Below are 26,217 nucleotides of genomic sequence, written 5' to 3'. Positions count from 1 at the left end.
ACGGGGCTTCCCCCCGCGTCCCCTCAGGGGCGCGGGGGATCTGTTTGTGCGCCGGGAGCGGCTCCCCGGGCGCGGTTCGGGGATGCGGAACATTAGACTCGACAGACCCGGCAACGCTCGAACAGCACATCTCAGCTCTACTGCAAGGAGGCACGGGTGCCGCTGCTGACCCGCATCACGGGACCGCGCGATCTGGACCGGCTCAGTCCCGAGGAGCTGAACCAGCTGGCCGGAGAGATCCGGGGCTTCCTCGTCGAGGCAGTCTCCAAGACCGGCGGCCATCTCGGCCCCAACCTCGGCGTGGTCGAGCTGACCATCGCCCTGCACCGCGTCTTCGAGTCCCCGAAGGACAAGGTCCTCTTCGACACCGGCCACCAGAGCTATGTGCACAAGCTGCTCACCGGCCGCCAGGACTTCGGCAAGCTCCGCAGCAAGGGCGGCCTGTCCGGCTACCCCTCGCGCGCCGAGTCCGACCACGACGTGATCGAGAACAGCCACGCCTCCACGGTCCTCGGCTGGGCCGACGGCCTGGCCAAGGCCAACGAGGTGCGCGCCAAGGACGACCACGTCGTCGCCGTCATCGGTGACGGCGCGCTCACCGGCGGCATGGCCTGGGAGGCGCTGAACAACATCGCGGCCGCCAAGGACCGCCCGCTGGTGATCGTCGTCAACGACAACGAGCGTTCGTACGCCCCCACGATCGGTGGACTCGCCAACCACCTGGCGACCCTGCGGACGACCGACGGCTACGAGCGTTTCCTGGCCCGCGGCAAGGACCTCCTGGAGCGCACGCCGGTCGTTGGCAAGCCGCTCTACGAGACGCTGCACGGCGCCAAGAAGGGCCTGAAGGACTTCATCGCCCCGCAGGGCATGTTCGAGGACCTCGGCCTGAAGTACGTCGGCCCGATCGACGGCCACGACATCGAGGCCCTGGAGTCCGCGCTCCAGCGCGCCAAGCGCTTCGGCGGCCCCGTCATCGTGCACTGCATCACCGAGAAGGGCCGCGGCTACAAGCCCGCCGAGGACGACGAGGCCGACCACTTCCACGGCATCGGCCCGATCCACCCCGACACCGGGCTGCCCATCGCCGCGGGCGGCATGGACTGGACGTCCGTGTTCGGCGAGGAGATGGTCAAGCTCGGCCACGAGCGCGAGGACATCGTCGCCATCACGGCGGCCATGCTCCAGCCGGTCGGTCTGGAGAAGTTCGCCAAGGCGTTCCCGGAGCGGGTCTACGACGTCGGCATCGCCGAGCAGCACGCGGCCGTCTCCGCGGCGGGCCTCGCCACCGGCGGCCTGCACCCGGTCTTCGCCGTGTACGCGACCTTCCTCAACCGCGCCTTCGACCAGCTCCTGATGGACGTGGCCCTGCACAAGTGCGGCGTCACCTTCGTCCTGGACCGGGCGGGCGTCACCGGCACGGACGGTGCCTCGCACAACGGCATGTGGGACATGTCGATCCTCCAGTGCGTGCCGACCCTGCGGATCGCCGCCCCGCGCGACGCCGACCAGGTCCGCCTCCAGCTGCGCGAGGCCGTCGAGGTCGACGACGCGCCGACCGTCGTGCGCTACTCCAAGGGCGCGGTCGGCCCGGCGGTCAAGGCCGTCGGCAAGGTCGGCGCCATGGACGTGCTGCGCAAGGCGAGCACGGGCCGGCCGGATGTCCTGCTCGTCTCCGTGGGCGCGCTCGCCCCGATGTGCCTGGAGATCGCCGACCTGCTGGACAAGCAGGGCATCACCACGACCGTCGTCGACCCCCGCTGGGTCAAGCCGGTCGACGAGGCCATGGCGCCGCTCGCCGAGAAGCACCGCGTCGTCGTCACCGTGGAGGACAACTCCCGTGCGGGCGGCGTCGGTTCGGCGATCGCCCAGGCCCTGCGCGACGCGGGCGTGGACGTGCCGCTGCGCGACTTCGGTATCCCGCCGCGCTTCCTCGACCACGCCTCCCGCAAGGAGATCCTGGCCGAGATCGGCCTGACCGCGCCGGACATCGCCCGGCAGGTGACGGGGCTGGTGGCCAAGCTGGACGGCCGGTTCGAGCGGTCCGCCGCCGCGGCCGTGGACTCCGTGGAGCCCGCCCGCGACTGACGTCAACCCGCACGGCCGATGGGCCGGTACCGACCACCCTGTACGGGTGGTGGGACCGGCCCATTCGCGTGAATAGGCCCGTGCCGGGGCTTCAGGGGTACTCGCCCTCTCGATCATGTCGTGGACGACAAGCTGGAGGTTCACCCGTGACAAGCCCCCTGTTCCGAACAAAAAGCGTCGAGCAGTCCATCCAGGACACCGAGGAGCCGGAGCACGCGCTCAAGAAATCGCTGTCCGCCCTGGACCTCACGGTCTTCGGCGTCGGTGTCATCATCGGCACCGGCATCTTCGTCCTGACCGGCAAAGTGGCCAAGGAGTCCGCGGGCCCCGCCACCGCGCTCGCCTTCGTCGTCGCGGGCGTCGTCTGCGCGCTCGCGGCCCTCTGCTACGCGGAGTTCGCCTCGACCGTGCCGGTGGCCGGGTCGGCGTACACCTTCTCCTACGCCTCCCTGGGCGAGCTGCCCGCCTGGATCATCGGCTGGGACCTGGTGCTCGAATTCGCCCTCGGCACCGCCGTGGTCGCCGTCGGCTGGTCCGGCTACGTCCGGTCGCTGATGGACAACGCGGGCTGGCATCTGCCGGAGACGCTCACCGGGCCCGATGCCGCCGACGGCTTCGGCTTCGACCTGCTCGCCTTCGCCCTGGTGCTCGTCCTCACCGCCATCCTCGTCCTCGGCATGAAGCTCTCCGCGCGCGTGACCACGGTCGTCGTGGCCATCAAGGTGGCCGTGGTGCTGATCGTCATCATCGCGGGCGCCTTCTTCATCAAGGCCGACAACTACAAGCCGTTCATTCCCAAGGCGCAGGACGTGCCCGCGGGTGAGAGCATCCAGTCGCCACTGATCCAGCTGATGTTCGGATACGCGCCCACCAACTTCGGTGTCCTTGGCATCTTCACGGCCGCCTCGGTCGTCTTCTTCGCCTTCATCGGCTTCGACATCGTGGCCACCGCCGCCGAGGAGACCAAGCTGCCGCAGCGCGACATGCCGCGCGGCATCCTCGGCTCCCTCCTCATCTGCACGGTCCTGTACGTCGCCGTGTCGATCGTCGTCACCGGCATGCAGCACTACAGCGAACTCTCCGTGGACGCCCCGCTGGCCGACGCCTTCAAGGCCACCGGGCACCCCTTCTACGCCGGCATCATCAGCTTCGGCGCGGCCGTCGGCCTCACCACCGTCTGCATGATCCTGCTGCTCGGCCAGACCCGCGTCTTCTTCGCGATGAGCAGGGACGGGCTGCTGCCCCGGTTCTTCTCGCACGTCCACCCGAAGTACAAGACGCCGCACCGGCCGACCATCCTGCTCGGTGTGCTCATCGCCATCCTCGCGGGCTTCACCAGCCTCAACGAACTCGCCGAACTGGTGAACATCGGCACGCTCTTCGCCTTCGTCGTCGTCGCCCTGAGCGTCATCATCCTGCGCCGCACCCGCCCCGACCTGGAGCGCGCCTTCCGCACCCCGATGGTGCCCCTGGTGCCCATCCTCTCGGTGGCGGCCTCGGTGTGGCTGATGCTGAACCTGCCCGCCGAGACCTGGCTGCGGTTCGGCATCTGGATGGTGCTCGGCTTCATCGTCTACTTCGCGTACGGGCGCTCGCACAGCCAGCTGGGCCGGCGCGAGAAGCAGCTCTCCGCCGACGACGCACGGTAGTCGCCCGCCGTTCGCCAGGCATTCCTCACCGGCCCCGTATGTCCCGATCCGATCGGAACTGCGGGGCCGGATAGCGTGCACCGTATGCTCGCCGCGCCCTCCACCTCACTACGCTCCGTACGCGACCTCCGGGTGCCGGGCCCGCGCAAGGAGTACGTCCCCGAGCCCTCGGCCGCCTACTGGGTACGGCTGCTCCCGCTGCTCGCCGCCCTGGCGTGCGTGACCCGTCTGCCCTCCTTCCGGTGGCCGCTGTGGAACCCCGACGAGGGCTATCTGGCCGTCCAGGCGCGGATATTGGCCGATGGCGGCGAGCTGTACGAGACGGTGGTCGACCGCAAGCCGCCGCTCGTCCCCTGGCTCTACGCGGGCGCCTTCGCGCTCTTCGGCGACTCCTCGCTCCTGCCGCTGAAGGTCCTCGCGGTCGCCGCGCAGCTCCTGACGGCCGTACTCCTGGCCTCGCTGGCCCGGCGCCGCTGGGGGGACGGCGCGGGCCGCACGGCGGGCGTCCTGTACCTCCTGATCTCGGTCGGCCTCAACCCGGAGGACGCCCAGGCGGCCAGCTTCGAGGTCTTCACGCTGCCGTGCACGGCCGCGGCGATGTGGTGCGCGGACCGGCGCCGGTGGGGCGCGGCGGGGGCCGCCGTCGCCTGCGCCTTCCTCGCCAAGCAGACCGGGGGAGCGGTGCTGCTGCCGGTGCTCTGGCTGCTGTGGCGGGGCGGGCCCTCCCGGCGGGACGCCCTGCGCCTTGCCGCCGGTCTGTGCGCGCCCGTCCTGGCCGCGGCCGCCCAGACGACACCCTCGGGGTTCCTGTTCTGGACGGTGACGGGCTCGGGCGCCTACGCCTCCTTCACCGGTTCCGAACTCCACGTCCTGGCGCGGGGGTTGGTGAACGCCGCGGTCCTCGCGGCGGCCTGCGCGGGCATTCTCCCGCCGGTCGTACGCGTACTGCGCATCGCTCGCACCGGAGCGGCGGAGCTGTGGCTGTGGCTCGCCTCGTCGGTCGCCGCGGTCCTCCTCGGCTTCCACTTCTTCGGCCACTACTACCTGCAACTCATGCCGCCACTGGCCCTGTTGGGGACGGCGGCACTCCAGATCCTGCCGCGCGACCGCACGATCCGCGCGGTGGTGACCTCGGGGTGTGCCTGTGCGCTCTTCCTGGCCTGGGGCCTCCTCGCGCCGCGCCCCGAACTGGCGCACGCCACGCGCCTCGCCGAGACCGTCAGGGCGCACACCGGCCCGCAGGACCGGGTGCTGCTGTGGGGGATACACCCGGAAGGCTACTGGCTGGCCGACCGCACCCCCGCGAGCCGCTTCCTCACGGCCGGGCTGCTCACCAACTACAGCGGCGGCCGCAACGGCCCGCAGGTGGGGGAGAAGTACGCGGTCCGGGGCGCCTGGCCGGCCTTCCGCGAGGAGTGGCGGGCCCACCCCCCGACGCTGGTGGTCGACGACTCCCGCGGCAAGGCGTACGCCCCTGCCCGCGTCCCGTCCCTGCGCAGGGCGCTGGCGGTGGGGTACGAGCCGGTGCTGTGGGTGGAGGGGGCGGTGGTGTACGAGCGGGTGGATCGGCGGGGGCGGTGAGGCCGACGCGGGCACACCTCAGTCGAGGGTGTGGTGGGTGAGGACGTGCTCGGCGGTCTGGTGCAGGGGCTGGTCGTGGCGGAACGCGTGGGCGCGCATCCGGGCCAGGGCGTCGTCCGGGGGCAGCTGGTACGCCTCGGCGAGGACGCCCGCGGCCATGTGGACACTGGGCGGGTAGCCCTGCGGGCCGGGCCGGACGGGGCGGTATTCGGCGGTGGCCAGGTGGGGGTGTTCGTCGATGGCGAGCAGGGCGAGGATACGGGCGTAGCCGCGTGCCAGGGCCTTGTGCCGGGCGGTGAGCAGACCGGGCGCGGCGCGGTAGAGGTTCACGGCGCCGACGCGCAGGTGGCCGGTGGTCAGGGGGAGGGCGGTCACGGAGCGCAGGCGCTGCTCGGCGGCGGCCTGGGTGAAGGCCGGCCACCGGCGGAACGCCCGGTCCAGGTCTGCCTCCTCGACCAGGGCGCGCCCGACGTAGGCCTCGGTGCAAGGCCCCTCGCCGGTGGTGAGCTGGGCGTCCTCCAGGCGCCGGGCGCGCTCGTCGGTGACGTGGGCCAGCAGGCGCAGTTCGCCGCCGACGACCAGGGTCACGCCGAGGCAGTCGATGTCCAGATCCGCCGCGCAGGCCCGGCAGGCCGTGGCGAGGGTGATGCTGCCGTCGGCGGAGCCGACGCTGCGCCACGCGGCGGCGTGTTCGTCGTCATCCATGGGATGTCCCGATGAGAGGTCACGGAGTGCGGGACCCGGCGGGCGGGTCAGGCGTGCGCGATGGAGTTGGAGTCGAGGTGTCCGTCGATGAGCTGGCGGCACAGCTGGGTCAGGCCGAGCTGGTGGGAGCGGGCGTGGCGGCGCAGGGCGTCGAAGGCCTCGTCGACGGTGGTGCCCCAGCGTTCGGCGAGGATGCCCTTGGCCTGTTCGATGGTGACGCGGCTGGTCAGGGCCGCGTGCATCTGGGCGCGCTGCTGGTTGGCGTGGGCGACGGTGCGGTGCTGGAGGATGGCGATGGTCGCCACGTCCGCCAGCGCCTGCGCGACCCGCGCGTCGGCGGCGGAGAGGCTCTGCGGGCGGGTGTCGAAGAGGTTCAACGCACCGATGACCGCTTCGCGCAGGCGCATCGGCAGTGCGTGGGTGACGACGAAACCGGCCTTCTGGGCCCGGGCCGCGAAGAGCGGAAAGGGGCCGGTCTCCACCGGCGAGGAGAGGTCGATGTTCAGCCGGACCGTACCGCTGCGGTGGCATTCCACGCACGGCCCCTCGTCGTGCTGGAGGGCGAACAGCTCCAGCAGGCGGGTGTGCTCGTCGGAGGCGGCGATCAGCTGGAGGTTGCCCTGCGGGTCTTCGAGCATCACTCCCACCGCCGACACATCGAGCAGCTCCGCACAGCGATCGCACAGCGTGTGCAGGAAGTCGATCAGATCGAAGTCGTCGACGAGCGTGTCGACCGCGTCGATGACGGCTGCCAGCAGGTGTTCTTCTCGAGTCATGGCCCTTCAGTCCCTCCGCCGGCCAAGCGCGCCCGGCCGTCCCCATCATCCTGACGAAAATGCACCCGCCGGGCCACCACGTCCTCGGCGACCTCGATCAACGGCCGGCCGTGGCGGAAGGCATGGGCCCGCAGCCGGACCAGCGCCTCGGCCAGGGAGACCCCGGCCTGCACACTGATCATCCCGGTCGCCTGGTGCACCGCGGCCCGGTAGAGGTGCGAGCCGTCCTCCGCGGCGGCGAAGGCGTCCCACTGCCCGCTGTCCCGCACCAGTGTGGCGGTCAGCGCGTGCGTGACGATCCACGCGTCGGTCAGGGACATCTCCTCCAGCGGGCCGGGTCTCGCGCGTTGCAGGGTCATCGTGCCGAGGCAGGCGGTGCCGGCCAGCAGCGGCAGGCAGAAGACCGCCCTGATCCCCAGCGCCAGGGCCTCGGGCAGCAGGGCTGGCCACCGGCTGGCCGGCTCACGCCCCAGATCGGGCACCGACACGGCCGCACCGGACTCGGCGACCTGCGGGCCCGGTCCCTCGCCCAGGGTGAACTGGAGGTCTTCCAGCCGGGTGCTGACACCCGGGGTGGCCCACAGCAGTTCGTTGAGGCGGCTGCCGACCGTCACGGACACCGCCACACCGTCGACCCCCAGCGCACGGGCGCACCGCGGCGCGTCCGCGCCGAGCAGGCCGCCGCTTTCGGGGGCCGGGCGCAGGCTCTCCAGGACAGCGGCGAGGTCGCCCTTGGAACCCACGGGTGTCACCTCCTGCCTGGCCGAATCCATCCGGGAAACGGCACGCCCAGTCTATGGGGCCCGTTCATTCCGGGCATGGGCCGTGGTCGGCGGCGCCAGGAGCGTAGGGTGGAAGCAGGCCACCCGCCCCGAACGCTGGTTTCGTCTCGTACGGCAACCATGACATTGGCTTCCGATCATGGGTGGCATCGGCAGTTGAGTGCCAAGGATCGGAAGCACGGCCATGTGCACACTTCCCCGCGCGCTCTCCCTGTCCGCGCCCCACGTCTGTTCCCCGTGAAGGGCGCCCGGGCGACGGCCGTCGAGCTGGCCGCCCTCCACGTCGACCGCCCCGACCCGGCGAGCAGTCTCGTGCGCGCGTGCAGGGCGGCACTGAGCCGACGCTGCTCGGTCGGACTGACGTTGGCCGCGGACGCGGCCTTGGCTCAACGCGTCTCCCTTGCCGCCGTCGGCCCGCTGGCCGGCCGGGGGGAGACCCTCCAGATAAACCTGGGCGAAGGCCCCTGCGTCCAGTCCCTGAGCCGTCTCGCGCCGGTCCTCGCGCCCGACCTCGACGACACGGACGTCACCGGGGCGTGGCCCGTCTTCGCCGCGCAGGCCCGCGCCGACGGTATCCGGGCCGTCTTCGCGATCCCCGTCGTCGGCGCCCGCCCGGCCGTTCCCCAGCCGGGGCTCGTGCTGAGCCTCTACCGCGACCGGCCCGGTGACCTGCCCGAAGCGGACCTGCGCACCGCCCGCACGCACGTACTAGCCGCGGAACTGCTGCTCCTGGCCGCTCCGGTGCCCGGCGAGGACTCCGCCGCCGACGCCTGGCTGCTGCCGACCGATGCCGTCGTCCACCAGGCCACCGGCATGATCAGTTACCGCCACGCCCTCACCACCGGCCAGGCCCTGGCGCTGCTGCGTTCGCACGCGCACCTCCGCGGCACCGACCTGACCGACCTCGCCCACGCCATCGTCCACCGCGGCCTGCGCCTGCCCGATCCGCCCCCGCCGGATCCCGCCGGGCCCTGAGCCCCGGCCCCGTGACCCGGGCTCCTTACCAGCGCGGAGCCCGGCGCCGCAGGTGTTATGCCGAACCGGATCCACCGCAGGGCGGGGCGCCCTACGGTGGAACGTCGGCCAAGACCCCGTCGGCAGTCCGCTCCCCACGGGGGATCCGCTGCACTTCGCCGAGCGAGAGTCATGCCCTTCCCGTTGCCAGCAGCCCGCTGTATCGCGTCCGTACACACCCATGGCACCGGCGTCCTGGTCCGCCTGTGCGGCGAGATCGACCTTGCCACCGCACCCGACGTCACCGCCTACCTCGACACCCTGTCCCACGCCGGTTCCGCCGAGCTGCTGATCGACCTGCGGCAGGTGGAGTTCATGGACGGCTCCGCGGTACGCCTCCTGAACCGTGCCTGGTCCCGCGCGGGCGCCGGACGACTGCGTCTGATCTGCACGGATCCGGTCGCCCTTCGGCTGCTCCGCCACCCGAGCCTGCACGTGCGGTTCGAGATCCTGGACCAGTTGCCTGCGCCGACGGTTCCGCCGCGCACGGCGGCCTGACGTCCCGAGGCGGGGGACCGGTTCTGGGAGGTGGCCGGGCTAAGCGCCTCGCCGCCATGTCCGCGTGACATCGGCCAGCGCCTGAACCGCCCCCTCCGCGCGGTCGCGGTCCTCGCGGAGCCTCGGGCCGAACTCGACATGCAGGAACGGCACATCGCGGGCGGTGGCCGCGCGGCCCTGGACGTTGGTGCGGCCCGCCAGGGGGCAGGACCTCGCCCAGGCGCGGCACACGTCGTAGCCGCGCTTCCCGAGGTCGTCCGCGAGGGCGCGGCCCTCGGTGACGGCCTCCCTGCCCCGGCCCGTCGAGGCGACCACATCGTGATCCGGAGCGGAGTCGTCCGCCATGCCGTGCAGCTGTACGCCGGGCAGCCCGCGGCGCACCAGCTCGGCGCAGACGGCGTGGAAGACGCTGTCCCTGCGGTGCGCGACGTCCGCCTCATCACCGCGGCCGGCTTTGCGATGTGCTCCCGCGATGACCAGTACGCCGCCGGGGGCGTGGCTGAGGAGCTGGGCGCCGAGCCGTTCCGTGTACTGGTCGGCCACGGGGTGGGGGACCTGGACCGACCAGCGCGCGGGGGAGTCGAGACCGACGTAGACACGTCCCCAGCCGCGCGGCGCGGCGCCCCTCTCGGCGCGGTCGGCGATCTCCGCGTACCGCCGCCCGGTGGCCTCGTCGGTCACGGTGCGGACCGCGAAGTCCACGTCGGCCAGGCGGCGTTCGGCCTCATCGCGGCGGCCGTCGAGCAGCAGGCCGACCCCCGCGGCGACCGTGCCGCGGTCGGTGCGCGAGGGGCGGCGGTAGCCGGTGTCCTCGCCGAAATCGGCGGTGTAGGTGGTGATCTCCCGCTCCAGGCCGGGCCGGGGGGTCGTAGCGGACGGCCCCCGGTGCTCCCGCGAGGGCGCCCGGCCCTGGTCCGAGGAGCCGCCCGAGCACTGCGTGAGGCTGAGTACGCAGGCGGTCGCGGCGGTGAGAATCCCGAGCTTTTTTGCTATCGCTACCGGCCGAGTGTGGGAGTTCATCATGGTTGTATAAAGATAGCCCTGTGATGACACGTCCCTCCCGCAGGCATTTCGTGACCTGTGCGGCCTCCGCGCTCCTGCTGCTCGCCACCGCCGCCTGCGGCCCTTTCGGCGACGACGACCAGGCCGCCGACGCCGGTCCCTCGTTCACCGTCGCCGCCGCGGGCGACATCCTGATCCACCCGCAACTCACCGACCAGGCCCGCAAGGACGCCAAGGTCACGGGCAAGGGCGAGAAGGGCATCGACTTCCGGCCGATGATGGCCGGGGTCAAGCCGGTCATCAGCAAGGCCGACCTCGGCATCTGCCACTTCGAGCCGGTGGTGGGCAAGCCGGGCGGTCCCTTCCAGAGCTACCCGGACTTCCTCGTGCCGCCGCAGATCACCACGGCCATCAAGGACATCGGCTACGACCAGTGCTCCACGGCGTCGAACCACACGCTCGACCACGGTCCCGCCGGCGTCACCCGCACCCTGAACGCGCTCGACAAGGCCGGCCTGCGCCACACCGGCTCGGCGCGAAGCGCGGCAGAAGGGGGCAAACCGCTCATTACCGAGGTAAAGGGCGTCAAGGTCGGGCAGATAGCCTTCGCCTTCGGGTTCAACGGCCGCGAGGTCCCCAAGGACAAGCCGTGGATCGTCAACCAGAACGACTTCGACGCGATCGCCGCCGCCGAGAAGAAGGCGCGCAAGGCGGGCGCCGAGGTAGTGATCCTCAGCATCCACTGGGGCCGTGAGAACCAGCCCAACGCCAGCGCCCCCCAGATCAAGCTCGCCCGCCAGATCGCCGAGAAGACCGGCATCAACCTCGTCATCGGCCACCACGCGCACGTCGTCCAGCCGATGGAGAAGGTCGACGGCACCTGGATCGCGTACGGACTCGGCAACCAGGTCGCCCGGCACGACGTGCCCAGCGGTCTGACCGAGGAGGGCGTGATCGGCTGGTTCGAGTTCGTCAAGCGCGGTGGCGAGTGGGACGTCGACGCCAAGTACGTGCCCACGTTCGTGGACATCCCGCCGGACCCGGACGAGACCGGCGCCCTGCCCAAGGGGGCCGTCGAGGACCACCGGCTCCTCGATGTGGCCGCCACCCTGCGGGACGGCAAGGGCCTCAGCGAGCAGCAGCGCGCCCGCTACCGCCTCGCCTTCGAGCGCACCCAGGGCACGCTCCTGAACAGGGGCGCGAGCAAGGACGGCCTCGAACCGCTGGAAGAGCTGCCCGCCGACTGACCGGAAGGACCGCTTCCAGCTGATCCGAGGCGCAAACCCTCGATCAGTGCGAGCTGGCTCACATTTCGAGTACTTCGTACATCCCTCCGGACGAGTCGCGGGTCAAAGCTCTCCGGAACGCATCACCGTGCGCATCCGTACCCCGCGTCATTCCAGGAGAGGAGCACCCCTTGGCCGCTTCGCGTTCGAAGCGGCGGCACAAGGTCCGCCGAAGGACCGACATGTCCCTGCTGGGTGGCATACGTCCCCCCATAGCCGTGCTGTCGGTCCTGCTCCTCGCCCTCGCGGGCATCACCGCCCTCACCCTCGGCCGCGTCGGACAGGAGGCCGTCCCCAAGGCGGTCAAGCTGTCCCAGCAGCACTTCGCCGAGGACGGCGCCATCGCGCTGCGCGCCTCCATCGACGAGTCCGTCACCGACCTGACCCGGACCGCCGAACTCTTCAGCGCGGGCCGACCGGTCGCCCCGGACGCCGTCCTCGACAAGATCGGCAGCGTCTACCAGAAGTGGATGGGCACCGCGGTCGTCGAGATCTCCTCCGGCAAGCTGCTCGCCGCCCGCGGTGAGAACCTGCCGCTGACCGCCATCGACCGCGGCGCGCTCGCCGACGAGGACGGCCTGGCCCCGCGCATGGTGCGCCTGGAGAACGGCGAGACCCGCCTGCTCTCCTTCGCCCTGCTCACCTGGAAGGGCCAGCCGCAGCAACTCCTCGTCGCCTCCAGCAGTCTGCGCTTCCCCGGCATCAGCCTCGGCAAGTTCCGCTCCATCGCCGTCGTCGGCCAGGACGGCCACGTGCTGAGCACCGACGGCATCCCGGAGCCCGAGCAGGTCCTGACCGACCTCCAGCGCGAGGAGGTCAAGCAGTCCAACAAGCAGCTCAAGGCGTTCGCGGAAGCCGCGGCGAAGAAGACGCGTACGCATCCGCTCATGTCCAAGGAGCCCGGCTCGGGCGGCTTCCTCGGCGTCAGTGGCCACCTCACCGGCGAGCGCTACCTCGGCGAGCGCGCCATCGGCGGCTACGCGAGCCTCGCCGGACCCGAGGCGGGCAAGCCCACCGTGGCGACCCGGCTCGGCCTCTCCGTCGTCGCGATGGTCCCCGTCGCCGAGGACCCGAGGGCGACCAACAGCTCGGCCTTCGGGCTGCTCGCCGCGGCCGCTCTGCTGCTCATCGGCGGAGCCACCGTCTTCCTGCTCGTACGGACCGTCCAACGCCCGCTGATCCGGCTCTTCCTGGAAGGCCGCCGCCTGAGCCGGGGCGACCTCGACCGGCCCGTCCCCGTGCCGAAGTCCGGCGAGGCCGCCCGCATCGGCGCCGCCCTCGAACGCCTGCGCCGCCAACTGCTCGGCGAACCCGCACGGAAGCAGGACGCGCCCGCCCGCCGCCGCAGGTTCGGCAGCCGCACCCTGATCGCCGTCTGCGGAGTGCTGCTGCTCGCCTGGTCCGCGCCGCTCATGCTGCTGCTCAACCGCGCGGGCGACACCGTCGTCGTACCGCAGCAGATGGTCAACGACCAGCGCGAACGCACCGACACCCTCACCGACCGCGTCCGCCGCGCCCTCAACGAAGGCCACGCCGACCTCACCTCCGTCGCCTCCCTCATGGGCGACCGCACCGAGGCCTCGGACATGTCCAAGGTCCTCGAAAGCACCCTGAACCAACACCCCCGCTACCAGTCCCTGTACGTCCTGGACGCCCGGGGCAAGGTGCTGGCCAAGGCGGGCGCGGACCCCCGCAGCCCCTCCGGCAAGGGACCGTCCGACCAGCCCATCCGCGTCCTCGACGAGGGCGGCAAGGAGCCGGTCATCCTCGGCACCGCCGAGGTGCAGGGGCGCCAGGGCGCCGCCGTGGTGGGCGAGTTCCGCATCGACTTCCTCAACTCGCTGCTCAAGCGCCCCGGCCTCGGCGAGGTCCGCGTCGTCGACGCCAAGCGCAAGGTGATCGGCGCCAACACCGGCTACCGCGAGTTCGAGGGGCTGCCGAGCGGCCGCCTCAACGCGCTCGCCGAGGGCACGGGACAGAAGGTCGGCCTCAGCCCGCGCCCCAGCGGCGTCCTCTACCGCGACGGCGACGACATCCAGATCGCGGCCGCCGCGCCCTTCGTCGGTGGCGGCGCCGCCCACGCGCTCGGCTGGACCGTGCTCAGCTGGCAGCCCGCGTCGGGCCTCGCCATCCCCGAGTACAGCCTCCAGAACCGCACCGTCCTCGCCGGCCTCCTCGGCATCACCGCGGCGGCGGCCTGCCTGGGCTGGCTGCACATCGTCGTCGTGCGTCCGCTGCGGCACCTCGCCGACCAGGCGGAGGCGCTGGCCGACGGGGACCGCCGCACCGTCCTCTACCCGCGCCACCACGACGAGGTCGGCGCGGTCACCCGCAGTCTGGAACTCATCAGGCAGCAGCTGCCGACGGGCACCCAGCGCAAGCGGGACGGCGTCACCGCCGGCCTCGCCGGAAGGAACTGAACCGCCGTGCTCTTCCTCTACACCGTGCTCGTGGTGTGCTGCGCCGTCCTGCTGACGGCCGGAGTCGTCGAACAGCGGCGGCACTTCACCAACCTGGAGCACATCCCCACCCGGGTCCTCGTCAACGGCATCCGCGGCAAGTCCTCCATCACCCGCCTGTGCGCGGGCGCGCTGCGCGGCGGCGGGCTCACCACGGTCGCCAAGACCACCGGCACCGCGGCCCGCTTCATCCACCCGGACGCCACCGAGGAGCCCGTCTACCGCAAGTTCGGCATCGCCAACGTCGTCGAGCAGATCGGCATCGTGCGGCGCGCCGCCGCGTACGACCCGGACGCCCTGGTCATCGAGTGCATGGCGGTCATGCCGGCCCTCCAGGAGATCAACCAGTCCAAGCTGATCCGCTCCACCATCGGCGTGCTGTGCAACGTCCGCGAGGACCACCTCGCGGAGATGGGCCCGACCCTCGACGACGTGGCGCGCTCGCTGTCGCGCTCCATGCCCGAGGGCGGCATCTGCGTCACGGCGGAGAGGGACCGCTACGCCATCCTCAAGGAGGAGGCCGACGCCCGGGACTGCAAGCTGATCTACGCGGACCCGGAGTCGGTCACCGACGAGGAGCTGCGCGGCTTCAGCTGGTTCACCTTCAAGGAGAACGTGGCGATCGCGCTGACCGTCGCCGAACTCCTCGGCGTGGAGCGGGAGACGGCCCTCAAGGGCATGTACGACGCCCCGCCGGACCCCGGTGTCCTCTCCGTCGAGCGGTACGCCACCGAGGACGGCAAGAAGCTCCGCTTCGCCAACGTCTTCGCGGCGAACGACCCCGAGTCGACGCTGATGAACATCAACCAGCTGCTCGACCTCGGCGCCATCCACCGCCCGCTCAACGTCGTCATCAACTGCCGCCCCGACCGCGTCGAGCGCAACGGCCAGATGGGCGAGATCATCCCCGAGCTACAGCCGGAGAAGGTCTTCGTCATCGGCCACCCCGCCAAGTCCGCGATCGACGCGATCCCCGCCCAGTGGCGCTCGCGCGCCGTCGACCTCGGCGGCGACCGGCGCGACCCCGAGGAGTTCATGCGCGAGATGCTCGGGCAGCTCGGCCCCGACTCCTCGCTCGTGGCGATCGGCAACATCCACGGCCAGGGCGAGCTGCTCCTGGAACACCTCGCGGAACTGCCGCCGGACGAGAGCGAGGAGAAGGCTCCCGAGGAGCCCGCCCCGTTCTACGAGCCGCACGTCGACCCGTACCAGCACTACCCCGAGGCGTACGAGACGCGGTACACGAGCACCGGCCAGCACCCGCAGGTCCACGTGCCCGCCCAGCGCACCACGGACCAGCCCTACGAGGCGTACGCGTACGAGCCGTATGACACGTACCAGCCGTACCAGCCGTACGAGCAGCAGACGTACGCGCCCTACGAGCAGCAGGCCTACGAGCAGCAGTCCTACGCGCCCGCGGACACCTACGCCCAGCCCCCCGCCCCCCGCGGTCTGTTCGAGCCGCGGGTGCCGCCCGCACCGCCCGCCGCAGACGACACCCAGCAGTGGCACAGCCCAGGAGAGCCCCGTTGATTCCCTCCGTCCTCACCCCTGAGATCGCCGCGATAGGCATCGCGCTCGGGCTGCTCTTCTCCCTGGTCTGCTATCTGACGACCAACCTCTCGCCCGGCGGCATGATCACCCCGGGCTGGCTGGCGCTGACCCTCGTCGAGGACTTGCAGCGCGCGGCCATGGTGGTCGGCGTGACCGTCCTGACGTACGCAGGCACCCTGCTGATGCAGAAGTTCGTGATCCTCTACGGCAAGCGGCTGTTCGCCGCCGTCGTGCTGCTCGGCGTGACACTCCAGGCGACCGTGATGATCGTGCTGTCCATGGAGTTCCCGCTCATGTACGCGAACCAGACCCTCGGCTTCATCGTCCCCGGCCTGATCGCCTACCAGCTGGTCCGCCAGCCCAAGGGCCCCACGCTGCTCGCCACCGGCTCGGTGACGCTCATGGCCTATGTCGTCCTCACCGCCGGGATCCTCCTCGGCTTCATGCCGTCCGCCTGATTCCCAGGAGTCATTCATGCCGCCCAAGAAGAAGCGTCCCGTCCTGCACGCGGCGACCGTGCTCGCCCTGCTCGCCGGCAGCGCCTATCTGACCGTGGAACTGCGCGCGGACGAAGCGGCCAAGGCGCCCAAGGTGCAGGCCGTCACCGACACCCCCGAGCTGCACAACAGCACCGGCCGGCAGACGAGCGGGAAGCAGACGTGGGAGCGTCTGAAGAACCCCGAGCGCTCCGTCCTGCGCACCGACGGCGGCAAGGTCCTCGCCACCTTCACCGACGGCGCCCGCACCGCGACGCTGACCGGCCCGAGCCGCACCTTCACCGAGCCCGCCAACACCAAGTCCCGGGTGGTGACCAACGACTGGGTGCGGCTGATGCCGGAAACCTGGCGCGAGGGCGCGGAGAAGGAGAAGTGGTTCAAGGACTGGTACAAGGAGTTCTCCGGCAGCGAGGAGGACGACATCTTCGCGATGGCCTTCCAGTACGTGGAGGGCGCGCCCGTCAAGAAGGACGACGAGGGCATCGCGTACGCCGGTGACGCCAACTTCGGCCCGCTGAACCCGAACGGCAGCTCGGGCAACGACCTGCGCCTGGAGCAGTCCGACTTCTTCGACTACCTCGGCATCCCCTACACGTTCCGCAACGGCACCACCGCGCAGCCCGAGAAGGCGCGCGCCCGCTCCATGGACTGCTCCGGTTTCATCCGCACGGTCTTCGGCTACCGCGCCCGCTACCCCCTGATGGCCAGCGACGGCGTCGGCGACGGCCTGCCCCGCACCGCCAACGGCATGGCGCGCGGCAAGGCCGGCACGGACGTCATCGAGCTGAAGGGCGTCGGCGCGGCGGACCGCCCCAAGTCCATCGACGTGGTGCAACCCGGCGACCTGGTCTTCTTCAAGCTGGACGCCCGCACCAAGCAGCGCCTGGACCACGTCGGCATCTTCCTCGGCCACGACGCCGACGGCCACAAGATCTTCATCTCCAGCCGTGAAGAGGTCAACGGCCCGACGATCGGCGACAAGGGCGGCACGTCACGCCTCGACGGCAACGGCTACTACGCCACGACGCTGCGCAGCGCCAAGCGGCTCTAGCGCCCCTTAAGGGGCGCGTACCGTCCTGGGGCCCGCGCACTCCGCCCCCACCTCGCCCACCCTGCGGCGCAGTTCGCGGTCGGCCGTGATCACCACGCACGGCCGGCCCGACGCCTGCGCGGCCACCTCCACGATGCGGTCGTCGCCGCTGCCCGGCGCGCTCTCCACCCGCACCCCCGGCACGGACTCCACACCCCGGGCCGCCCCCTCGACGACGAGGACGATCTCCACCGGCCCCGGATGCCCCGCGACGCCTTCTTCCGCGTACGCGACGAGCGCGTCCCGCAGCCGTTCCGCGGCCCCGCGGCGGTCCTTCCACCATCCGTCGGGCACGGATCCGACGACGTTCGCGGCATCGACGACGACGAGAGTTCTCATGCGGCAAACGTAAACTAATAGGCAAAACGCTGTGCGTCCGTGAACGTGGAAGGGTTGGCGCCGAGTCATGCCGTCGAGGTACACCAGCACTGGTGCCCCGGATACCGCCCGCTGGCTGCTGCGCGGTCACGACGGCCGCCTCACCGCCTACGCCCGCGCCGCGGGAGGCCTCCTGCGCTGGACGCAGACGCGGCCCGGCGGACCGGAGTGGAGCGGACCCGACTTCTTCGAGGCGCCCGACCTCACGTACCTCACGCTCGCCCAGGGCACCGACGGATACGTGCACTTCGTGGGCCGGCGGGAGCGGCCGGGGGACGACGGCAAGGCCGTCGTCGACATCGTGCACTCCATCCAGTACCAGACGGGCCGCCCCCTCATGGACTGGCGCTCGGTCGGCAATCCCCACACCAAGCTCGTGGAGCGCGCACCGCACCTCGGCGCGCCCGCCGCCGCGGTGGACGCCGCGGGCACGGTCCACGTCTTCGTACGGGACGCCGTGAACAGCGTACGCATGCGCCGCGAGGGCAAGGGCGGCAAGTGGGAGGGCTGGAAGGACCTCAAGGTCCGCGAGGCACTCGACGGCATCGTCGCCCTCGCCACCTCCACCGGCCGCGTCGAGGTCCTCGCGCCCGGCGCCAAGGCGACGCTGCGCTGGACCCAGGAGAAGCAGGGCGGCGAACTCTCCCGCGCGGACGACATCCCGCTCGCCCCGGCCCCCGGCTCGGGCACCGCCTTGGAGACCGCCCCCGACCGCCTCACCTATTACGCGGCCGACGCGCTCGGCAGCGGCGTCCTCGCCCACCGCCCGGCGAACGGCGGCTTCGCGATCCCGCTCGGCGGCGCCCCCGGCACGGGACCCGTCGCGGCCCTGCGGACGACCATAGACGGCTACGACTGTACGGTCCTCGCCCACCGCACGAGCACCGGCCGCCCGGCGCTCGCCGCCTTCCCCACCGAGGACGAGGACGCGGGCCTGTGGTGGGCCGAGACCGGCGAACCGTGCCTGGGCGCACCGGCGTTGGCGCTCGACGCGCGGGGCCGCGTCGTCATGGCGGCGATCGGCCTCGACGGCACGCTGCGCCTCGCCCGCCAGAAGGCCGAGCCGGGCCTCGCGCTGGAGGCGTGGACCCGCGTGTGAGCGCACGAAGACGGGCCGTACGGGACAAGTCCCGTACGGCCCGCCTTCGTTGTCGCGCGAGAGGTTACGCCGGGACGCTCGCCACGCCCTGCGCGAGGAACCGCTTGCCGTTCACCCGCTCGCTGACACCCTCACGGTCCAGGTACGGCGTGATGCCACCCAGGTGGAAGGGCCAGCCCGCGCCGGTGATCAGGCAGAGGTCGATGTCCTGGGCCTCGGCGACGACGCCCTCGTCGAGCATGAGCCCGATCTCCTGCGCCACGGCGTCGAGCACGCGGTCGCGCACCTGCTCCTCGGTCAGGACGGAGTCGCCCTGCTTGAGCAGAGCGGCGACCTCGGGGTCCAGCTCCGGCTTACCCGAGTCGTAGACGTAGAAGCCGCGCTTGCCCGCCTTGACGACGGCCGCGAGGTTCGGCGAGACGGTGAAGCGCTCCGGGAAGGCGCGGTTCAGGGTCTCGGAGACGTGCAGACCGATGGCCGGGCCGACCAGCTCAAGGAGGACCAGCGGCGACATCGGCAGACCGAGCGGCTCGACGGCCTTCTCGGCGACGGCGACCGGGGTGCCCTCGTCGATGACGTTCTGGATCTCGCCCATGAAGCGGGTCAGGATGCGGTTCACGACGAACGCCGGGGCGTCCTTCACGAGCACCGCGGTCTTCTTCAGCTTCTTGGCGACGCCGAAGGCCGTGGCCAGCGACGCGTCGTCGGTCTTCTCGCCGCGCACGATCTCCAGGAGCGGCAGGACCGCGACCGGGTTGAAGAAGTGGAAGCCGACGACCCGCTCGGGGTGCTTCAGCTTCGACGCCATCTCGGTGACCGACAGCGAGGAGGTGTTCGTGGCGAGGATGGCGTGCGCCGGGGCGACCGCCTCCACCTCCGCGAAGACCTGCTGCTTGACGCCGATCTCCTCGAAGACGGCCTCGATGATGAAGTCGGCGTCGGAGAAGCCCTCGGCCTTGTCCAGGACACCGCTGACCAGCGCCTTGAGGCGGTTGGCCTTGTCCTGGTTGATACGGCCCTTGCCGAGGAGCTTGTCGATCTCGGCCTGGACGTAGCCCACGCCCTTGTCGACGCGCTCCTGGTCGATGTCGGTCAGCACGACCGGCACCTCGAGGCGGCGCAGGAAGAGCAGCGCCAGCTGCGAGGCCATCAGACCGGCGCCGACGACGCCGACCTTGGTGACCGGGCGCGCCAGGTTCTTGTCCGGGGCGCCGGCGGGGCGCTTGCCGCGCTTCTGCACGAGGTTGAACGAGTAGATGCCGGCGCGCAGTTCACCGCCCATGATGAGGTCGGCGAGCGCCTTGTCCTCGGCGTCGAAGCCCTTCTGGAGGTCGCCGTCCTTGGCGGCCTCGATGATCTCCAGAGCGCGGTAGGCGGCCGGGGCGGCGCCGTGCACCTTGGAGTCCGCGATGGCACGGCCGCGCGCCACGGCGGCGTCCCAGCCCTCGCCGCGGTCGACCTCGGGGCGGGTAACCTCGACGGAGCCGTTCAGGACGGAGGCCGTCCAGATCAGCGACTGCTCGAGGAAGTCCGCGCCCTCGAAGATGGCGTCGGCGATGCCCAGCTCGAAGACCTGCTTGCCCTTGAGCTGACGGTTCTGGTTGAGCGAGTTCTCGATGATGACCGAGACGGCCTTGTCCGCGCCGATCAGGTTCGGCAGCAGCGCGCAGCCGCCCCAGCCCGGGACCAGGCCGAGGAAGACCTCGGGCAGCGAGAACGCGGGCAGCGCCTTGGAGACGGTGCGGTAGGAGCAGTGCAGACCGACCTCGACGCCACCGCCCATCGCGGCGCCGTTGTAGTACGCGAAGGTCGGCACGGCGAGCCCGGAGAGCCGCTTGAAGACGTCGTGGCCGCCCTTGCCGATGGCCAGCGCGTCCTCGTGGCGCTTGAGGATCTCCACGCCCTTGAGGTCGGCGCCGACGGCGAAGATGAACGGCTTGCCGGTGATACCGACACCGACGATGGCGCCCTCGGCCGCCTCCTTCTCGACCTGGTCGATCGCGGCGTTGAGGTTCGCCAGCGAGCCCGGCCCGAAGGTGGTCGGCTTGGTGTGGTCGAAGCCGTTGTCGAGGGTGATGAGCGCGAAGCGCCCGGCACCCTGGGGGAGGTCGAGGTGGCGTACGTGCGCCTGCGTGACGACCTCGTCGGGGAACAGCTCGGCCGCACCCTTCAGAAGCTCAGCGGTCGTGGTGCTCACTTGTCGCCTCCGGCGTCCTTGTGGTTCGGGTTCTCCCAGATGACCGTCGCGCCCATGCCGAAGCCGACACACATGGTCGTGAGGCCGTAACGCACCTCGGGCTGCTCCTCGAACTGCCGCGCCAGCTGCGTCATCAGACGCACACCGGAGGAGGCGAGGGGGTGGCCGAACGCGATGGCGCCGCCGTACTGGTTGACGCGCGCGTCGTCGTCCGCGATGCCGTAGTGCTCCAGGAAGGCGAGCACCTGCACGGCGAAGGCCTCGTTGATCTCGAAGAGACCCATGTCGGAGATGGACAGGCCCGCCTTGGCGAGCGCCTTCTCCGTGGCCGGGATCGGGCCGTAGCCCATGACCTCCGGCTCGACGCCCGCGAAGGCGTACGAGACGAGGCGCATCTTGACCGGCAGGCCGTTCTCCCGCGCGAACTCCTCGGAGGCGATGAGGGAGGCGGTGGCGCCGTCGTTGAGACCGGCGGCGTTACCGGCCGTGACGCGGCCGTGCGTACGGAACGGCGTCTTCAGCCCGGCGAGGTTCTCCAGGGTGGTGCCCGGACGCATCGGCTCGTCGGCGGTGGCGAGGCCCCAGCCGGTCTCACCGGCCTCCTCGTTCGTACGCCGTACGGAGATCGGGACCAGGTCGGCCTGGATCTTGCCGTCGGCGTACGCCTTGGCGGCCTTCTCCTGCGAGCGCACGGCGTACTCGTCGGCGCGCAGCTTGGTGATGCTCGGGTAGCGGTCGTGCAGGTTCTCGGCGGTCATGCCCATGAACAGCGCGGACTCGTCCACGAGCTTCTCGCTCACGAACCGCGGGTTCGGGTCGACGCCCTCGCCCATGGGGTGGCGGCCCATGTGCTCGACACCGCCGGCGACGGCGATGTCGTACGCGCCGAAGGCCACGCTGCCCGCGACCGAGGTCACGGCGGTCAGCGCACCGGCGCACATGCGGTCGATGGAGTAGCCGGGCACGGACTGCGGCAGACCGGCGAGGATGCCGGCCGTGCGGCCGATCGTCAGGCCCTGGTCGCCGATCTGCGTGGTCGCCGCGATGGCGACCTCGTCGATCTTGGCGGGGTCGAGGTCCGGGTTGCGGCGCAGCAGCTCCCGGATGGCCTTCACGACGAGGTCATCGGCACGGGTCTCGTGGTAGATGCCCTTCGGACCCGCCTTGCCGAACGGGGTGCGGACGCCGTCCACGAAGACGACGTCCCTGACGGTACGAGGCACGATGGCTCTCCTCCAGGGTGCGGTTGCGCCACACCTGCGGCGCGCTTCCTCCGTCCACCCTACTTGCCGGTAACTATGCGGCCAAGGGAGGTCTCGGCGAGGCGAAGGTCACACTTGCCGCGCCGCTCCGCGCGGGGGCTCTCCCCGGGGCGGGCCCCCGCCGTCGGCCCGGGTCAGGAAAGGGCCGCCACCAAAGGGGCCGTCACCTGGGAGATCTGCCAGCGCCGCGCCCCGTGCGCGGCGAGTGCCGACGCCACCGAGTCGGCGTCCACCGAAGCCGGCGGCTCCCAGCAGACCCGGCGGACCGTGTCCGGGGTGATCAGGTTCTCCTGCGGCATGTTCAGCTCCTCGGCGAGCGAGGAGACCGCCGTTCGCGCGGCGGAGAGCCGCGCCGCGGCGGCGGGGTCCCGGTCCGCCCAGGACCGCGGCGGGGGAGGCCCGCTCACCGTCTGTCCGGGCTGCGGAAGCTCGGAGTCCGGCAGTGCCTTGGCGCGGTCCACCGAGGCCTGCCACTGTTCGAGCTGGCGCCGCCCCATGCGGTGCCCGAATCCCGGGAGTGCGGCGAGCGCGTGCACGTTCGGCGGCAGGGCGAGCGCCGCCTCGACGATCGCGCCGTCGCTGAGCACCTTGCCCGGCGACACGTCACGCCGCTGCGCGATCCGGTCGCGCGCGGTCCACAGCTCCCGCACGACGGCCAGCTGCCGGCGCCGGCGTACCTTGTGCATGCCGGACGTCCGGCGCCAGGGGTCCTTGCGGGGCGGCGCGGGCGGCGCGGAGGCGATGGCGTCGAACTCCTCGCGGGCCCACTCCAGCTTGCCCTGCCGGTCCAGCTCCTTCTCCAGGGCGTCGCGCAGGTCGACGAGCAGCTCGACGTCCAGCGCGGCGTACCGCAGCCAGGGCTCGGGGAGCGGCCGGGTCGACCAGTCGACGGCGGAGTGCCCCTTCTCCAGTACGAAGCCGAGTACGCCCTCGACCATCGCGCCGAGCCCCACGCGCGGGAACCCGGCGAGCCGTCCCGCCAGCTCGGTGTCGAAGATCCGCGACGGAACCATGCCTATCTCGCGCAGGCACGGCAGATCCTGGGTGGCGGCGTGCAGGACCCACTCGGTGTCGCCGATGGCCTCGCCGAGGCCCGAGAGGTCGGGGCAGGCGACGGGGTCGATGAGCGCGGAGCCCGCGCCCTCGCGGCGGAGCTGGACGAGATAGGCGCGTTGGCCGTACCGGTATCCGGACGCGCGTTCGGCGTCGACGGCGACGGGGCCGGTGCCGCGGGCATAGTCGGCGATCATCGCGGCGAGGGACTCCTCGTCGGCGATCACCGGCGGGATGCCGTCACGGGGCTCGAGCAAGGGGGTCGGCGCCGTTTCGACGTCGTCCGGAGGAGCGCCTCCGGTGGTTCGCAGTGAGCTGTCTGCTGCGGTCTCTTGGGCGTCGGTCACCTGTCAAGGGTATCTGTGGATGCACGGCGCCCGTCGACGGAACGTTCCGTCGACGGGCGCTGGAGGGTTGTAAATCAGTCAGTGGATGATTCCGGTGCGCAGGGCGACCGCCACCATCCCCGCTCGGTCACCCGTGCCGAGCTTGCGCGCGATACGGGCCAGGTGGCTCTTCACGGTGAGCGCCGACAGGCCCATGGAGACGCCGATCGCCTTGTTCGACTGGCCTTCGGCGACGAGGCGGAGCACCTCGACCTCACGTCCGGACAGCTCGCGGTAGCCGCCGGGGTGGCTCGGGGTGCCCGGGGGGCGGCGGTGCATTCGGGCGGCGGCCGAGCCGATCGGAGCGGCGCCGGGACGGGTGGGGAGTCCGACGTTCGTACGGGTGCCGGTGACGACGTAGCCCTTGACGCCGCCCGCGAGGGCGTTGCGCACGGCACCGATGTCGTCGGCAGCGGAGAGGGCGAGGCCGTTGGGCCAGCCCGCGGCGCGGGTCTCGGACAGGAGCGTCAGACCGGAGCCGTCGGGGAGGTGGACGTCTGCGACGCAGATGTCCCGGGGGTTGCCGATGCGGGGACGAGCCTCCGCGATGGACGAGGCCTCGATGACGTCACGTACACCGAGCGCCCACAGGTGGCGGGTGACGGTGGAACGCACGCGGGGGTCGGCCACGACGACCATGGCGGTCGGCTTGTTCGGGCGGTAGGCGACCAGGCTTGCAGGCTGCTCGAGGAGAACGGACACCAGGCCTCCTGGGGGGAGCGGGTGGGGGGAGGGGGGAGCGGGACGGGACCGGCTCGGGGATGAAGCCGGGACGAACCATGCTTTTCAAGGTCACAAACCTCTTCGGCAGCAAACCCGTCAGCCTTTAGGAATGATCACGATTTGATGAGTGTCAATCGGGACAATTAGGACACGTACTCGACCATCCGAAGACCATTCCGAACCCTCACTCTCCCGAGGGACAAGAAAAGAGCCCCGCGGCACAAGGCCACGGGGCAACCGGCGTGTCCGGGAACGTCAGGGCGAGAGAGGACCCCGCCGCTGGGGCAGCGACACCACGGAACCGTCCCCGGCGGGCCCGGCCGGCGGCAGCCCGGCGATCTGGCAGAGCAACTCGCACCACGCCGCCAGATGCGCCCCCGTGTCCGGCACCCCGCCGCCCCCCTCCCGGGGAGTCCAGGACGCCCGGATCTCGATCTGCGAGGCGGGCGGGCGCTCCGCGAGCCCCCCGAAGTAGTGCGACCCCGCACGGGTCACCGTGCCGCTCGCCTCCCCGACCGAGAGGCCGCGCGAGTGCAGCGCCCCGGTCAGCCACGACCAGCACACCTCCGGCAGCAGCGGATCCGCCGCCATCTCCGGCTCCAGCTCCGCCCGCACGAGCGTCACCAGCCGGAACGTGCCCCGCCAGGCGTCGTGCCCCGCCGGATCGTGGAGCAGTACGAGCCGCCCGTCGGCGAGGTCCTCCTCGCCGTCCACGACCGCCGCCTCCAGCGCGTACGCGTACGGCGCGAGGCGCTGCGGCGGCCGCGTCGGATCGATCTCGATCTCCGGCCGCAGCCGTGCCCCCCGCAGCGCCTCGACCGCCGCGCGGAAGGGCTCCGGTGCCGAATCCGCCACCTTCCCCTCCGAACCGTCCATCTCTCCAGCGCCGTCCGACCGTTGTCCCTGAGCCGCAGCCATGCGGGGAAGGTTAAGGGGAACGGCGCCCTCGCGCAGGGAGAGACACCCGTGAGGGGGTCCCCGGTCAACGTGCGAGACTTTCCGAGTGAGTGCCAACAGCAGCCAGAGCCCCGCGGGCCGGCAGAACGCAGCGACGTACGACTCCCCCTTCATGAAGGCGTGCAGGCGCGAGGCCGTGCCGCACACGCCGGTCTGGTTCATGCGGCAGGCGGGGCGCTCACTGCCCGAGTACCGCAAGGTCCGCGAGGGCACGGCCATGCTGGAGTCCTGCATGCGGCCCGACCTCGTCACCGAGATCACGCTGCAACCGGTGCGCCGCCACCACGTGGACGCGGCGATCTACTTCAGCGACATCGTGGTCCCGCTGAAGGCGATCGGCGTCGACCTCGACATCAAGCCCGGCATCGGCCCTGTCGTCGAGAATCCCATCCGCTCGCGCGCCGACCTCGCGCAGCTGCGGGACCTCACCCCGGAGGACGTCCACTACGTCACCGAGGCGATCGGGATGCTGACGGGCGAGCTGGGCGCGACGCCGCTCATCGGGTTCGCCGGGGCGCCTTTCACCCTCGCGAGCTACCTCGTCGAGGGCGGCCCGAGCCGCAACCACGAGCACACCAAGGCGCTGATGTACGGCGACCCGCAGCTCTGGGCGGACCTGCTCGACCGGCTCGCCGAGATCACGGCCGCCTTCCTGAAGGTGCAGATCGAGGCCGGTGCGAGCGCCGTGCAGCTCTTCGACTCGTGGGTGGGCGCGCTGTCGCCCGCCGACTACCGGCGCTCGGTGATGCCCGCGTCGGCGAAGGTCTTCGACGCGGTCGCCTCCTACGGCGTGCCCCGGATCCACTTCGGCGTCGGCACGGGCGAGCTGCTCGGGCTGATGGGCGAGGCCGGTGCCGATGTCGTCGGCGCCGACTGGCGGGTGCCGATGGACGAGGCGGCGCGGCGCGTAGGCCCCGGCAAGGCGCTCCAGGGCAACCTCGACCCGGCCGTCCTCTTCTCCACCCGCGAGGCCGTGGAGGCGAAGACGGACGAGGTACTGGCCGCCGCGCGCGGCCTGGAGGGCCACATCTTCAACCTCGGCCACGGCGTCCTGCCGACCACCGACCCGGAGGCGCTGACCCGACTCGTGGAGTACGTCCACACGCGTACGGCTGTCTGAAAAATGTCCGAAAAAGGTCCCTGCCCGGGTGGGCAGGGACCTTTTTCGGATCTCCCCTTAC

22 protein-coding genes are annotated in these 26,217 nt (G+C 71.4%); 12 read left to right on the top strand and 10 right to left on the bottom strand.

Annotation, left to right across the window (positions count from 1 at the left end; genetic code table 11):
- Positions 1-156: 156 nt before the first annotated feature.
- The 3 genes from dxs (at position 157) to IG54_RS0109380 (ending at position 5,318) form a co-directional block, all read left to right on the top strand.
- A complete protein-coding gene (gene dxs, locus IG54_RS0109390; RefSeq protein WP_030779837.1) occupies positions 157-2,088 on the top strand; it encodes a 1-deoxy-D-xylulose-5-phosphate synthase in 1,932 nt (643 codons plus the stop codon).
- Between the two features lie 146 nt (positions 2,089-2,234).
- The gene (locus tag IG54_RS0109385; RefSeq protein WP_030779834.1) at positions 2,235-3,737 is read left to right on the top strand and encodes an amino acid permease; all 1,503 of its coding nucleotides are present in this window, start codon (positions 2,235-2,237) and stop codon (positions 3,735-3,737) included.
- 84 nt (positions 3,738-3,821) lie between these two features.
- Positions 3,822-5,318: an ArnT family glycosyltransferase gene (locus IG54_RS0109380; RefSeq protein ID WP_030779831.1), complete on the top strand. Its 1,497-nt coding sequence runs from the start codon at positions 3,822-3,824 to the stop codon at positions 5,316-5,318.
- Between the two features lie 18 nt (positions 5,319-5,336).
- On the opposite strand, the gene IG54_RS0109375 is transcribed toward IG54_RS0109380, so the two are convergent.
- Genes IG54_RS0109375 through IG54_RS0109365 form a run of 3 tightly spaced genes read right to left on the bottom strand, consistent with a single transcriptional unit; the run spans position 5,337 to position 7,542 of the window.
- Positions 5,337-6,023 carry a GAF and ANTAR domain-containing protein gene (locus IG54_RS0109375; protein ID WP_051819391.1) on the bottom strand — a complete coding sequence of 229 codons (687 nt, stop codon included), beginning with the start codon at positions 6,021-6,023 and terminating at the stop codon, positions 5,337-5,339.
- A 47-nt stretch (positions 6,024-6,070) separates the two neighbouring features.
- Positions 6,071-6,799, bottom strand: coding sequence for a GAF and ANTAR domain-containing protein (locus IG54_RS0109370; RefSeq protein ID WP_030779825.1), 729 nt, complete (start codon positions 6,797-6,799; stop codon positions 6,071-6,073).
- On the bottom strand, positions 6,796-7,542 hold the full coding sequence (locus IG54_RS0109365; protein ID WP_037896796.1) for a GAF and ANTAR domain-containing protein: 747 nt from the start codon (positions 7,540-7,542) through the stop codon (positions 6,796-6,798). Before IG54_RS0109365 ends, IG54_RS0109370 begins: the two co-directional genes overlap by 4 nt.
- A 276-nt stretch (positions 7,543-7,818) precedes the next feature.
- Between IG54_RS0109365 and IG54_RS39185 the strand changes: the two genes are divergently transcribed.
- A complete protein-coding gene (locus tag IG54_RS39185) occupies positions 7,819-8,556 on the top strand; it encodes an ANTAR domain-containing protein (RefSeq protein WP_051819389.1) in 738 nt (245 codons plus the stop codon).
- 171 nt (positions 8,557-8,727) lie between these two features.
- Positions 8,728-9,093: an STAS domain-containing protein gene (locus IG54_RS0109355; RefSeq protein WP_030779815.1), complete on the top strand. Its 366-nt coding sequence runs from the start codon at positions 8,728-8,730 to the stop codon at positions 9,091-9,093.
- 39 nt (positions 9,094-9,132) lie between these two features.
- On the opposite strand, the gene IG54_RS0109350 is transcribed toward IG54_RS0109355, so the two are convergent.
- On the bottom strand, positions 9,133-10,113 hold the full coding sequence (locus IG54_RS0109350) for a hypothetical protein (protein ID WP_234336075.1): 981 nt from the start codon (positions 10,111-10,113) through the stop codon (positions 9,133-9,135).
- A 26-nt stretch (positions 10,114-10,139) separates the two neighbouring features.
- Here IG54_RS0109350 and IG54_RS0109345 point away from each other — a divergent pair, with 26 nt between their 5' ends.
- The 5 genes from IG54_RS0109345 (at position 10,140) to IG54_RS0109325 (ending at position 16,942) form a co-directional block, all read left to right on the top strand.
- On the top strand, positions 10,140-11,342 hold the full coding sequence (locus IG54_RS0109345; protein WP_051819388.1) for a CapA family protein: 1,203 nt from the start codon (positions 10,140-10,142) through the stop codon (positions 11,340-11,342).
- Positions 11,343-11,563: 221 nt separating this feature from the next.
- Positions 11,564-13,801, top strand: coding sequence for a HAMP domain-containing protein (locus IG54_RS0109340; RefSeq protein WP_037896770.1), 2,238 nt, complete (start codon positions 11,564-11,566; stop codon positions 13,799-13,801).
- A gap of 6 nt (positions 13,802-13,807) precedes the next feature.
- Positions 13,808-15,373, top strand: coding sequence for a poly-gamma-glutamate synthase PgsB (pgsB, locus tag IG54_RS0109335; protein ID WP_030779804.1), 1,566 nt, complete (start codon positions 13,808-13,810; stop codon positions 15,371-15,373).
- A complete protein-coding gene (locus IG54_RS0109330) occupies positions 15,370-15,852 on the top strand; it encodes a poly-gamma-glutamate biosynthesis protein PgsC/CapC (RefSeq protein WP_030779800.1) in 483 nt (160 codons plus the stop codon). The genes pgsB and IG54_RS0109330 overlap by 4 nt, the downstream gene beginning before the upstream one ends.
- Positions 15,853-15,868: 16 nt before the next feature.
- The gene (locus IG54_RS0109325; protein WP_030779798.1) at positions 15,869-16,942 is read left to right on the top strand and encodes a C40 family peptidase; all 1,074 of its coding nucleotides are present in this window, start codon (positions 15,869-15,871) and stop codon (positions 16,940-16,942) included.
- 6 nt (positions 16,943-16,948) lie between these two features.
- Here IG54_RS0109325 and IG54_RS0109320 read toward each other — a convergent pair whose 3' ends face one another.
- Positions 16,949-17,320: a hypothetical protein gene (locus IG54_RS0109320; RefSeq protein ID WP_030779794.1), complete on the bottom strand. Its 372-nt coding sequence runs from the start codon at positions 17,318-17,320 to the stop codon at positions 16,949-16,951.
- A 67-nt stretch (positions 17,321-17,387) separates the two neighbouring features.
- Between IG54_RS0109320 and IG54_RS0109315 the strand changes: the two genes are divergently transcribed.
- Positions 17,388-18,458 (top strand): hypothetical protein, encoded by a 1,071-nt coding sequence (locus IG54_RS0109315; protein WP_051819387.1) that lies wholly within the window; start codon positions 17,388-17,390, stop codon positions 18,456-18,458.
- Positions 18,459-18,522: 64 nt separating this feature from the next.
- On the opposite strand, the gene IG54_RS0109310 is transcribed toward IG54_RS0109315, so the two are convergent.
- From IG54_RS0109310 to IG54_RS0109290, 5 genes are all read right to left on the bottom strand, one after another.
- Positions 18,523-20,655 (bottom strand): 3-hydroxyacyl-CoA dehydrogenase NAD-binding domain-containing protein, encoded by a 2,133-nt coding sequence (locus tag IG54_RS0109310; RefSeq protein ID WP_030779790.1) that lies wholly within the window; start codon positions 20,653-20,655, stop codon positions 18,523-18,525.
- The gene (locus tag IG54_RS0109305) at positions 20,652-21,878 is read right to left on the bottom strand and encodes a thiolase family protein (RefSeq protein ID WP_030779788.1); all 1,227 of its coding nucleotides are present in this window, start codon (positions 21,876-21,878) and stop codon (positions 20,652-20,654) included. Before IG54_RS0109305 ends, IG54_RS0109310 begins: the two co-directional genes overlap by 4 nt.
- A 173-nt stretch (positions 21,879-22,051) precedes the next feature.
- Complete coding sequence (locus IG54_RS0109300; protein WP_030779786.1) at positions 22,052-23,317, bottom strand: HRDC domain-containing protein; 1,266 nt, start codon at positions 23,315-23,317, stop codon at positions 22,052-22,054.
- A 78-nt stretch (positions 23,318-23,395) separates the two neighbouring features.
- A complete protein-coding gene (locus IG54_RS0109295) occupies positions 23,396-24,058 on the bottom strand; it encodes a response regulator transcription factor (protein WP_016643199.1) in 663 nt (220 codons plus the stop codon).
- 276 nt (positions 24,059-24,334) lie between these two features.
- Entirely contained in the window at positions 24,335-24,997 is a 663-nt protein-coding gene (locus IG54_RS0109290) for a DUF3000 domain-containing protein (protein ID WP_030779781.1), read from the bottom strand.
- Positions 24,998-25,148: 151 nt separating this feature from the next.
- Here IG54_RS0109290 and hemE point away from each other — a divergent pair, with 151 nt between their 5' ends.
- Positions 25,149-26,156, top strand: coding sequence for a uroporphyrinogen decarboxylase (gene hemE, locus IG54_RS0109285; RefSeq protein ID WP_420712236.1), 1,008 nt, complete (start codon positions 25,149-25,151; stop codon positions 26,154-26,156).
- Positions 26,157-26,217: the final 61 nt, after the last annotated feature.

This window comes from Streptomyces sp. NRRL S-920 (assembly GCF_000717945.1).
Taxonomy (GTDB): domain Bacteria; phylum Actinomycetota; class Actinomycetes; order Streptomycetales; family Streptomycetaceae; genus Streptomyces; species Streptomyces alboniger.
Note: the sequence above shows the minus strand (reverse complement) of the source record. Positions and strands in the feature narration are given on the sequence as shown.

Coding starts and splice junctions, on each gene's coding strand:
- IG54_RS0109380 (WP_030779831.1), top strand. CDS start 3,822: ATGCTCGCCGCGCCCTCCACCTCACTACGCTCCGTACGCGACCTCCGG.
- IG54_RS0109375 (WP_051819391.1), bottom strand. CDS start 6,023: ATGGATGACGACGAACACGCCGCCGCGTGGCGCAGCGTCGGCTCCGCC.
- IG54_RS0109370 (WP_030779825.1), bottom strand. CDS start 6,799: ATGACTCGAGAAGAACACCTGCTGGCAGCCGTCATCGACGCGGTCGAC.
- IG54_RS0109355 (WP_030779815.1), top strand. CDS start 8,728: ATGCCCTTCCCGTTGCCAGCAGCCCGCTGTATCGCGTCCGTACACACC.
- IG54_RS0109350 (WP_234336075.1), bottom strand. CDS start 10,113: ATGAACTCCCACACTCGGCCGGTAGCGATAGCAAAAAAGCTCGGGATT.
- IG54_RS0109345 (WP_051819388.1), top strand. CDS start 10,140: ATGACACGTCCCTCCCGCAGGCATTTCGTGACCTGTGCGGCCTCCGCG.
- IG54_RS0109340 (WP_037896770.1), top strand. CDS start 11,564: ATGTCCCTGCTGGGTGGCATACGTCCCCCCATAGCCGTGCTGTCGGTC.
- IG54_RS0109325 (WP_030779798.1), top strand. CDS start 15,869: ATGCCGCCCAAGAAGAAGCGTCCCGTCCTGCACGCGGCGACCGTGCTC.
- IG54_RS0109320 (WP_030779794.1), bottom strand. CDS start 17,320: ATGAGAACTCTCGTCGTCGTCGATGCCGCGAACGTCGTCGGATCCGTG.
- IG54_RS0109315 (WP_051819387.1), top strand. CDS start 17,388: ATGCCGTCGAGGTACACCAGCACTGGTGCCCCGGATACCGCCCGCTGG.
- IG54_RS0109290 (WP_030779781.1), bottom strand. CDS start 24,997: ATGGCTGCGGCTCAGGGACAACGGTCGGACGGCGCTGGAGAGATGGAC.
- hemE (WP_420712236.1), top strand. CDS start 25,149: ATGAAGGCGTGCAGGCGCGAGGCCGTGCCGCACACGCCGGTCTGGTTC.